Here is an 8,128-nt window from a genome sequence, read left to right as displayed (position 1 = left end):
GGGAGATCAGCTGTCCGCCCACGGGGAGATCACCTGACCGCCCACAGGGAAGTCGGGCTGACCGTTGACAGGCACGTGTTCTTCCGCGTGCACCACGTGAGTTTGCCGTCATTGTTGGCCTCACCCCCAGATCACCGGCATTCACCGGCCGGGCGCCGTCACATCGACCGTCAGGAACCACACCCGTGGCACGTACCTCCACACCCTCGCCTCCCCGATCCTCCGGCCGCGGTCACGACGACGCCGCCATCACCACGGGGCGCGCGGTCATTGCCATCATTGCCCTGTCCGTGGGTGGATTCGCCATTGGCACCACCGAGTTCATGACCATGGGTGTGCTGCCGCAGATTGCCGAGTCCTTGGGTGTCTCCGAGCCCCAGGCCGGTCACGCGATCTCCGCCTACGCCTTGGGTGTTGTGGTGGGTGTCCCGGTGCTCTCCATCTTGGGGGCACGGCTTCCGCGGAAGGGCCTGCTGCTGGGGCTGATGGGGGCCTACGGGCTGTTCAACGTAGTCAGTGCTTTGGCCACGTCCTACCAGATGTTCACTCTGGCCAGGTTCTTCGATGGCATGCCGCACGGGGCATACTTTGGGGTGGCGTCCCTGGTGGCGGCTGGTTCGGTGCAACCGCAGTTCCGTGGACGCGCTGTGGCCGGTGTGCTCCTGGGCTTGTCCATCGCCAATGTGATCGGCGTCCCGGCCGCCACCTGGATGGGACAGATCTATGGTTGGCGTTCCACCTACCTGCTGGCCGCCGGCATCTCCGCGCTGACCGTGGTACTGGTGATGATCTTTGTGCCGCGCACGCCACGTGACCGTCACGCCAAGGGTCTGGCGGAGGCCAAGGACTTCTTCCGGCGCCGCCAGGTGTGGCTCACCATGGGCGCCGGTGCCGTGGGCTTTGGTGGTCTGTTCGCCATCTACTCCTACATCGCCACCACTGTGACGGACGTGGGTGGGCTGGCCGCATCCACCGTTCCCGTCTTTTTGCTGGCTTTTGGACTGGGCATGACCGTGGGCACCTGGTTGGCCGGTGAGCTGGCACGGTGGTCCATCCGGAAGTCCCTGCTGCTGGGGGCGGCCGGATCAGCCGTGGTGATGGTGCTCTTCTGGGTGGTCATTCCCGCCGGCTGGTGGGCACTTCCGGTGCTGTTGCTGATCACATCCATCGGATCCATCCTGGTGACCAACCTCCAGCTGCGCCTCATGGACGTGGCAGGGGATGCTGTGACCCTGGGGGCAGCCATGAACCACGCCTCCCTGAATCTAGCTGTATGAGGTCATGACGTTGTCGACACGTTCGTGGACTCGGGCGGCCGGGGGCTGATCAGCGCAGGCGGTGTGCGGCCGATGATAGTTGTAATGATGGACCCAGACGCTGATCGCTTCACGCCGCTCGTGCTCGGAGTGGAAGGCGTGGGCGTAGAGGCATTCCTCAGAGAGGATCCGCTGGTAGCGCTCGACTTTTCCGTTGTGCCGTGGTGTGTAGGGCCGGGTCCGCTGATGCCGTGAGGCATGTGCGTTCACGCTGCGTACGAAGGTCTTCGCGCGGTAGTTGGAGCCGTTGTCGGTGATCACCCGGACCAGACGAGTGATGCCGTGCGCAGCGAAGAATGCTCGCGCTCGAGAGAAGAAGCCGATGGTGGTCGCCGCGGTCTCGTTTCCGAGGCCTTCGGTGTATGCGAGACGGGAGTAGCCGTCGATCGCGGAGTGCAGATAGGTGTAGCCCACGCGCTGATGGCGCGCCCGTTTGCTGGCGCGGCCGTGGAGACGCCAGCCTCCGCCGTCGGGGATCTGGCCGACCTTCTTCACGTCCAGGTGGAGCATGTGGCCCGGGAAACGGGCGATGATCTTCCCGGTCTGGCGGTTGTTCTCCCCGGTCGCATCGAGGTCACGGCGGCGAGAGATCCCGAGGCGCTTCAGCCAGCGGCCGATCGTGCGAACGCAGTAGTGGTGGCCGCGTCCGGCGAGCTCGAGCGTGATACGGCGGGCCGACCATTTGTGCTCTCGCCGCCACGTGTCGATGAGTTCGAGAGCCTCGAGCGGTGGTCGCGATGGTCGTCGTGCTGGGGCGCTGCTGCGGTCTTCCAATGCTCCAGAGCCGTCGTCGCGGTAGCGGTGGACCCACTTCGTCAGGGTGGCGCGGGCGATGCCTGCTTCGGCGGCGACGTGGGAGATGGGTCGACCATCATCTTCGACACGTTGGACAAGGCGGAGTCTTCCGGCAGGGGTCAGCGGCGAATTACGGTGGGTCATGGAACGGGTTCCTCCCGAAGCGACGGATGTCTAGACACCACCCATCGTGCCGGTCAGGGACCCGTTCGTTCATCCTCGCTCCGTGACTACAACGTCATGACCCACAACATCTAGCCAACGCCCTGGGCGCCTGGACCGGTGGTCTGGTGATCACCGCCGGGTTGGGTTACCGCACGCCGTCGTTGGTGGGAGCTGCCATGGCCCTGCTGGGTGCTGCCATCCTCCTGTTCGCCTTCCGCCTGGAGGACAATAAGCCCGCATCCACACGTTCCGGTCACTCACGCTGAGACCACCACCTCCATCCGAGTGGTCAAAAAACTCGCCCCTGAGCGCTCAGGGGCGAGTTTTTTGACCACTCGGCTGGAGGCAGTTGAGGATCAGCCGACCGGCTGGCCACCCACCTTGGCAGCCATGGCAGCTGCGTACTGGTTGGCATCAGAACCAGCCACCAGGTGCCACAGGTTGGAGGAGACCTGAACCGCACCCGGCAAACCGGCCGACTTCAGGGCTTCCTGATCCACCTTGGCCGAGTCCTTGACCTCAACACGCAGTCGCGTTTCCGCAACAGCATCAGTCTGAGTCACGTTCTCCGGCCCGCCCAAGGCGGCCAACCATTGGCTGGCTTTTGCCTGTTCGTCGTCGTTCACGGCGTCCTTGGGATCCGCGGCATTGGCAGAACCGGCAGCGCCAGCGGCACGAGTGGAACCGGTACCAGCGGTGTCCGCAGCAGCAACACCGGCGGGAGCAGCGCCAGCCACGCCACCGGGCATGGAGGCATCGCCTGCAACGTCCTGACCGTCAGCAGCAGCCTTGGCGGCCTTGGCCTCGGCGCGCTGCTCCGGGGTGCGGTAGTCAAAGATGATGACCAACAGCATGGCCACCAGGAAGGCGCCACCGATGGACAGTGCGTAGAGGCCGATGCGGTCAAAGGCCGGGATGGTCAGCAGGGAGGTGAACACGAATGCGTTGGTGTGCACCTGGCCGCCGCCGAAGCCCTGGACCAGGCCACCCACCAGACAGCCAACCAGCATCAGCGGGTAGATCCGCTTGAAGCGCAGGTGGATACCGTACAGGGAGGGCTCGGAGATACCACCCAGCAGACCGGCTGCCAGAGCACCCGTTGCCGTCTGCCGCATTTGCACTTCCTTGTCCTTCACGGCCAGGAAGAGCACGCCGGCGGTGGCACCGAAGCAGGCGAAGTTCCACGCACCCATGGGGCCCTGGATGTAGTCGAAGCCCAAGGTCTGGATGTTGAGCAGCATGATGGCGTTGATCGGCCAGTGCAGACCCAACGGAACCATGAACGGGTAAGCCAGCGGGATGATGATGGCAAAGATGAACGGGGAGAAGTCGTTCACGGACTGCAGCACGTTGGCCAGACCGGCACCGGCGAACACACCGATGGGGCCGATCAGGAAGGCCGTGAGCGGCAGCATGATCAACATGGACAGGAACGGCACAAAGATCAGCTGCAGGTTGGCGGGGATGATCTTCTTCAGGCCCTTGTAAAGGGGGCCCAACACGGCTGCCATCAGCAACGGCGGGAACACCTGGGAGCCGTAACCAAAGATGGTCAGCGGAATGCCGAAGATGTCCACCAGGGTCACATCAGTGCCCGCAATGCTGGCCTGATAGGCGTCCGGGTGCTCGGCCATGGCGGAGAACCCCGGCAGCATGACCAGAGCCATCACGGCAAAGCCCACCCACGGGTCCGCTCCCAGCTTCTTGGTGGCGTTGTAAGCCACCATCAGCGGCAGGAACACGAACACGGACTGCCACATGAAGTTCACGAACTGCCAGGAGGCCGGCAGGTCCGTACGCGGGTCAGCCCAGTTGCCGATCACGCCCAGGGTGCCCATGAGCGCCATGAAGGTGATGAACAGGGAGGCACCCAGCAGGGCACCCAGGATGGGACGGAATGAGTCCGAGAGGAACTCGAAGAAGTTGTCCAACCAGGAGAACTTGCCGCGCGGGCCCTGGGCACGGGCGGCAGCCTTGATGTCCTCCGCAGACTGGCCACCCTTGGCGCCACCGGAATTGGCACCGGCATTGGCCATGGCGGGCAGGGCGTTGATCTCGTTGTACACGGACTGAACCGCGCCGCCGATGATCACCTGGTAACGCTCACCGGCCTGTGGGACGGAGCCCATCACGCCGTCGATCGAGTCAACCTTCTTGGCATCCACAACGCTTGCGTCATTGAGCTGGAAACGCAGGCGGGTGGCGCAGTGGGTGAGGCTTGCAATGTTGTCGGGGCCACCAACGGCGTCGACAATCTGCTGTGCTGAATTGCTCATGGAGGGGATCCTTGTCAGTTTTCGCTCAAGCTGAGGAATCAGTACTCGTCCACGGGGACCAGTGAGCGAACCTCTTCAGGGGTGGAGCAGGTCACAGCCTTGGCGGCCAGGTCCTTGCAGTGCTCCAGGGAATTGGCCCGGACGGCTGCCTTAACAGAGGCGACTGCCGGGATGGAACAGCTGAGCTCGTCAACGCCGAGTCCAACCAGGATCGGAACGGCCTGGGGGTCGGAGGCCACGCCACCGCACACCCCGAGCCACTTTCCTTGGGCGTGCAGCGCCGCAGCGGCCTGACCGATCAGGGTCAGCACGGCGGGGTTGCACGGGTCTACCTGTGCGGCCAGCTTGGGGTGGCCGCGGTCCATCGCCAGGGTGTAGCTGGTGAGGTCATTGGTGCCCACGCTGAAGAAGTCACAGCCTTCCTCAGCGGCGAACTGCTGGGCCATCACGGCAACGGAGGGAACCTCCATCATGATGCCGCAGGAAACCGTGGTGGTGATCCCGGAGGCAGCCTTCTCCTCGTCAAAGATCGCCTTGGCGGCACGCCAGTCCTGGATGGTGGCGATCATGGGGAACATGACGTGCAGTTCCGCTCCGGCGTCAGCTGCCGCAAAGATGGCGCGCAGCTGGGTGCGCAGCACATCCGGCTGTTCCAGACCCACACGCACACCGCGGATGCCCAGGAACGGGTTCTCCTCCTTGGGGATGGGCAGGTAGCTCAGCGGCTTGTCCCCACCCACGTCCAGGGCGCGCAGCACCAGCGGCTGCCCGGGCTTCAACGCACGGGAGCACTCCGCGTACACATCGGCCTGTTCCTGCTCAGTGGGGGCCGTGGGCCGCTCCATGAACACGAACTCGGAACGCAGCAGGCCCACACCTTCGGCACCGTGGGCCACGGCTTCACGGGCATCGGCTGCACTGCCGATGTTGGCAACGACGGCGACCTGGTGGCCATCCGTGGTCACAGCCGGTTCATCCTTGGCTGCGTCCTCAACGGCCTTGCGCTCTGCGATCCGGCGCTGACGGTCCTGGATCCCGGAGATCTCATCGTCAGAGAGGTTCAGTTGCAGCTTTCCGGCAGTGCCATCCAGCACCACACGGGACCCTTCCGAGATCTGAAGGGCACGGTTCTCAATGCCGGCGACGGCGGGGATGTCCATGGACCGGGCGATGATGGCCACGTGGGAGGAGGCCCCACCCTGCGTGGTGGCAAAGCCGACCACCTTGGAGCGATCCAGCTGGGCGGTGTCCGAGGGGGTGAGGTCCTCAGCGATCAGGATGGTGCCTTCAGAAAGCTCGGCCTTCTCCTGGTGCTGACCGGTCAGGGTGGCCAGCACGCGCTGACCGACGTCGCGCATGTCTGCGGCACGCCCTGCCAGCACCTCGTTGTCCAGGCCCTCCAGCTGGGAAGCAAAGCCCGTGTAGGACTCACGCCATGCGAATGCCGCGCTCTTGCCGGAGTCAATGCTCTTCTGCGCGTTGTTGACCAGTTCGGGATCCCGCAGGATCTCCTGGTGGGCGCGGAAGATCTCTGCCTTGTCCGCTGAACCCTCGTTGGTCAGGCGCTGCTCCAACTCACCCAGCTCACCGATGGAGGACTGGATGGCGGAGTCCAGAGCGGCACGTTCCTGGGTGGGATCCGCAGCGGTCTCTTGGACCTCGATCTCTGCCTGGCGCATCTGCACCACGTGCCCGATTCCCAGACCCGGGGAGGCCGTGACACCCAGCAGGATGTTGGGGTCACCGGACTTGGGTTCGTGGGAGACCTCTTCCTCCGGAGCCTTCAGGCCGGCGGTTTCTGCAACCGCCGGGGTGGCCACGGTGTCAGCGGTGCCAGAAGGCATGGTGCCAACTTCTTCGCCTAGACCGTCCTTGATGGCTTGGACCAGGGCATCGACTGCCTCCTGGGCGTCGGAGCCCGTGGCGGTGATGGTCATCTTGTCCCCGTAGGCCAGGGCCATGGCCAGGATGGAGACGATCGACTTGGCACTGCCGGATTCGTCTTCCTTGTCCAACTGGATTTCGGAATCGAACTCCTTGGCCACATTGACCAGGTTGGCGGCGGGCCGGGCGTGCATGCCGGTGGGGTTAGGGATCAGCACCTCGGCAGTGGCGGTGGTGGCGCCACCCTGAGCTGCGTCCTGGGAGTCGGCTCCTTCACCCCAGGGGGTACCGGCAGCAGCGCCTGCAGCTGCACCAGCTCCTGCACCGGCCGCAACCCCAGCGGCGGTGGAACCGGCGGCGGCGTCGTGGTGGGTGGAGGACTTGAGCTCAGCGCGGGCGGCCACGTCCTGACCAGCAGTCACCAGACCGGATTCGGGGGTCAGGGAGGAGAGCAGATCGGAGTTGACGATCACGATCTGGGTGAGCAGGCTCTTGGCGCGCGTAGCCAGGAAATCCAACTCGAAGTCGATCAAGGGCTGGCCCGCGGTGACCTGCGCACCGTGTTCCACCAAGGGGGTGAAGCCCTGGCCCTGCAGACCCACGGTGTCCAGGCCGATGTGCATGAGCACCTCAAGACCCTCCGTGGAGCGAATGGTCACGGCGTGGCCCGACTGCTGAAGGTCCACCACCTCACCGGCGAGAGGCGAAACCAGCTGACCGGCCAAGGGGTCGATCGAGAAACCTTCACCCATCATCTTCTGGGCGAAAACCGGGTCCGGCACCTGTTCGATCGGTACCAAAACACCAGTCAGGGGAGCGATGAAATCGATCCCGGTGGCCGCAGTTGGCTCACTCATTGCGTCCCTCTTCTCTCCGTTGATCAGGGGCGGGCGCCACAGGGCGCAGTTGTACGGTAGCGCTCATTGTTCCGCGTGTGGCACAACACAATCAGCTACGTGACCGACCGTGACCTTACACCCTTGGGCCCGTGGTGAATGACTCCCCGTGGATCCCTGCCTGGAGCAGATTGAGGCGCAGTTGAACAGTAAGCGTTCCACCACCTGACACAGCTCCAGTTGCTCCAGGTTTCCTGTGGGTCTTTGTGGGTACGTTTGCGTTTGGTGGCCCCGCCCGTGAGATCACCGGCAACTGGTGAGATGACACCCCGTTGCCGGTGATCTCATCATCGGGCGGTGATCTCACGGGGAGAGGGACAGCCTGCGGTGCATGCACAAGGCCCCGGAGCGTTAACCCCGGGGCCTTGTGATTGATTCAGTTGTGGAGGCAAGGGGACTCGAACCCCTAACCCTCTGCTTGCAAAGCAGATGCGCTACCAATTGCGCCATGCCCCCGTGACTGCTGGTTCAGAAGAACCAGCACGGTGTTGAGCAGTCTACTCAACCGGGTCGGTTGCTTCACTCCATGCTTGGCGATCCGCTTCCTGTGACTGGATCCGCTGGTTGGCAAATCCTGCCGCAATCGCGCCCGAAACAATGACTGCTGTGGTGAGAAGAACTTTCTTCACGACGCAAATCCTTGCTGTGGACATCGATTCCGTGGGCGTACCAGGAATTGAACCTGGGACCTCTTCGTTATCAGCGAAGCGCTCTAACCGTCTGAGCTATACGCCCGTGGGTCCTTGCCATGCGGCTGGGACCGAGAGAAGACCTTACACGATGCTGCGCCAGCTCT

General features: G+C 64.0%; 6 protein-coding genes and 2 tRNA genes. 2 read left to right on the top strand and 6 right to left on the bottom strand.

Annotated elements, in window-relative coordinates; genetic code table 11:
• The first annotated feature begins 185 nt into the window (after nucleotides 1-185).
• Complete coding sequence (locus tag GTW58_RS09785) at nucleotides 186-1,277, top strand: MFS transporter (protein ID WP_198673436.1); 1,092 nt, start codon at nucleotides 186-188, stop codon at nucleotides 1,275-1,277.
• On the opposite strand, the gene GTW58_RS09780 is transcribed toward GTW58_RS09785, so the two are convergent.
• The gene (locus GTW58_RS09780) at nucleotides 1,266-2,255 is read right to left on the bottom strand and encodes an IS481 family transposase (RefSeq protein WP_119933259.1); all 990 of its coding nucleotides are present in this window, start codon (nucleotides 2,253-2,255) and stop codon (nucleotides 1,266-1,268) included. The genes GTW58_RS09785 and GTW58_RS09780 overlap by 12 nt on opposite strands.
• A gap of 146 nt (nucleotides 2,256-2,401) precedes the next feature.
• Between GTW58_RS09780 and GTW58_RS09775 the strand changes: the two genes are divergently transcribed.
• Nucleotides 2,402-2,542 (top strand): hypothetical protein, encoded by a 141-nt coding sequence (locus tag GTW58_RS09775; RefSeq protein WP_157980517.1) that lies wholly within the window; start codon nucleotides 2,402-2,404, stop codon nucleotides 2,540-2,542.
• Between the two features lie 90 nt (nucleotides 2,543-2,632).
• On the opposite strand, the gene GTW58_RS09770 is transcribed toward GTW58_RS09775, so the two are convergent.
• The 5 genes from GTW58_RS09770 to GTW58_RS09755 all read right to left on the bottom strand — a co-directional run bounded on the left by GTW58_RS09770 (nucleotide 2,633) and on the right by GTW58_RS09755 (nucleotide 8,067).
• Complete coding sequence (locus tag GTW58_RS09770) at nucleotides 2,633-4,552, bottom strand: PTS transporter subunit EIIB (RefSeq protein ID WP_119933258.1); 1,920 nt, start codon at nucleotides 4,550-4,552, stop codon at nucleotides 2,633-2,635.
• 38 nt (nucleotides 4,553-4,590) lie between these two features.
• Nucleotides 4,591-7,293: a phosphoenolpyruvate--protein phosphotransferase gene (gene ptsP / locus GTW58_RS09765; RefSeq protein ID WP_119933257.1), complete on the bottom strand. Its 2,703-nt coding sequence runs from the start codon at nucleotides 7,291-7,293 to the stop codon at nucleotides 4,591-4,593.
• Nucleotides 7,294-7,715: 422 nt separating this feature from the next.
• Nucleotides 7,716-7,788: transfer RNA gene (locus GTW58_RS09760), tRNA-Ala, on the bottom strand.
• Between the two features lie 41 nt (nucleotides 7,789-7,829).
• Nucleotides 7,830-7,961 (bottom strand): DLW-39 family protein, encoded by a 132-nt coding sequence (locus GTW58_RS14340; RefSeq protein WP_209436494.1) that lies wholly within the window; start codon nucleotides 7,959-7,961, stop codon nucleotides 7,830-7,832.
• Between the two features lie 32 nt (nucleotides 7,962-7,993).
• Nucleotides 7,994-8,067 (bottom strand) — tRNA-Ile (locus GTW58_RS09755).
• Nucleotides 8,068-8,128 lie beyond the last annotated feature (61 nt).

Origin of the sequence: Kocuria subflava (assembly GCF_012163155.1) — a bacterium.
GTDB lineage: Bacteria > Actinomycetota > Actinomycetes > Actinomycetales > Micrococcaceae > Kocuria > Kocuria subflava.
Note: the sequence above shows the minus strand (reverse complement) of the source record. Positions and strands in the feature narration are given on the sequence as shown.

Excerpts from the sequence above, each read along its gene's own strand:
- GTW58_RS09780 (WP_119933259.1), bottom strand. The coding sequence starts at position 2,255 with ATGACCCACCGTAATTCGCCGCTGACCCCTGCCGGAAGACTCCGCCTT.
- GTW58_RS09770 (WP_119933258.1), bottom strand. The coding sequence starts at position 4,552 with ATGAGCAATTCAGCACAGCAGATTGTCGACGCCGTTGGTGGCCCCGAC.
- ptsP (WP_119933257.1), bottom strand. The coding sequence starts at position 7,293 with ATGAGTGAGCCAACTGCGGCCACCGGGATCGATTTCATCGCTCCCCTG.